Genomic DNA, 437 nt, shown 5'->3' on the forward strand with positions numbered 1-437 from the left:
CGCCCTGGGCTTGCCCGGTGCTGGCGCGGGCGGATCGGTTTCGGGCCGGGCGATTCAACTGGTGCTGATGCTGACGGTGCTGAGCCTTGCGCCCGGCATCCTGATGACGGTCACCAGCTTCACGCGTATCGTCGTCGCGCTGTCGCTGTTGCGCACCGGCATCGGCGCGCAGGGCGTGCCGCCCAATCCGGTGATCATCAGCCTGGCGATGTTCCTGTCCTTCTTCGTGATGGCCCCGACGATCACCCAGATCAACGCGACCGCGATCCAGCCTTATGCCGAAAGCAAGATCGGCGCGACCGACATGATCAAGGCCGCCGCGATCCCGCTGCACACCTTCATGACCAAGCAGACCCGCAAGAAGGACATCACCATGTTTGCCGGCATCGCCAAGAGCGGGCCGTACAAACAGGCCAATGACATTCCCTTTTCGGTGC

General features: G+C 63.6%; 1 pseudogene. It reads left to right on the top strand.

Annotation, left to right across the window (positions count from 1 at the left end):
- Positions 1 to 67: 67 nt before the first annotated feature.
- Positions 68 to 437, top strand: a pseudogene (locus tag AACY19_RS27425) (flagellar type III secretion system pore protein FliP); the annotation flags it as partial.

It is taken from the genome of Pseudomonas sp. EA_5y_Pfl2_R50 (genome assembly GCF_963970475.1).
Classification (GTDB): Bacteria; Pseudomonadota; Gammaproteobacteria; order Pseudomonadales; family Pseudomonadaceae; genus Aquipseudomonas.